This window comes from Spirosoma utsteinense, from assembly GCF_014282275.1.
Classification (GTDB): domain Bacteria; phylum Bacteroidota; class Bacteroidia; order Cytophagales; family Spirosomataceae; genus Spirosoma; species Spirosoma utsteinense.
Map to the genome: position 1 here is coordinate 1 of NZ_VFIA01000157.1, position 1,002 is coordinate 1,002.

Here is a 1,002-nt window from a genome sequence, read left to right on the forward strand (position 1 = left end):
GGCCTTATCTTGGGGCTGGAAAGAGTCGGTAAGGGTCATCTTGGCGAGATTTAGAACACCTCAAAGATGTCTACTTATCGGCTCTTTACCCTTTTATGAGAAAGCCCTGCCCTAGCTATTACGAAGTACAGCACAAGAGCAATGACAATGTTTCTGATTGTAGCCACTGCACCGCGATTTCTATTTTTGAAGTTCATGTTTTCAAAACGTAAAGGGTTGAAAATATTAAAAACTCATTCCCAATCGCTGACTTTTTTCTAAATTCTGTTCTTTACTTCTTTCTATTTGGTCTCGCTTTATTGCTTGATCGTAGACTTGTCTGGTTCCATTCTTTAACGTATTACAATAATCATACGATTCTTCACGGTTACGAACGTAGTCAAAGCGATTATCAAAACTCTGCTCGTTGGATCGATAGAAAGCATCACGATCAAACATTTTTTGATTGTTGACAGTAGGACTTAACTGAGTTGTCCGTTCTTTTTGCTGTTGTTGCTCTACGCCAATTACATGACGGTTTTCTCGTGCTTGACATCGGGAAACTACAATATGTATGTGTCGTTGATCTCCTTCTTTCAGGTCACCAGATTCCGCTAAACCTGCCTTTACTTCTGGTGAATCAAAACCGTGTTTGCGTTCATGTTCAATCTTAGCGTACCATACTAAGTCCTTACTATTTAGATCCCTGTTCTCCCCTTTACTGTTGCAAAAGTTTGATGCATAATTTTCCATAACATTGCGCGTGTATTCTTTTAACCTTTGTGAATCGTTACCGATAACGGCAAGTTCGGCTTGGCTTGGGCTTACAATAATTGAATAAAAACGATCATCTTTTTTCTCTAAACCTTGACCCTGACCATTTTTATCAATCTGATTTATTACTTCGTACTTATGGTCGTGACGTAACCGTGGACTCTTCGTCTTTATTGCATGGTAACACTCGTCGTCTCATGCCGCTACTGTGGCAACCAAGATGCCGTTCGGCGCAAAGGGCTCAGCACC

1 protein-coding gene is annotated in these 1,002 nt (G+C 40.6%); it reads right to left on the bottom strand.

Annotated elements, in window-relative coordinates:
• Nucleotides 1-225 precede the first annotated feature (225 nt).
• Nucleotides 226-927: a DUF5712 family protein gene (locus FH603_RS28245; protein WP_342355237.1), complete on the bottom strand. Its 702-nt coding sequence runs from the start codon at nt 925-927 to the stop codon at nt 226-228.
• Nucleotides 928-1,002: the final 75 nt, after the last annotated feature.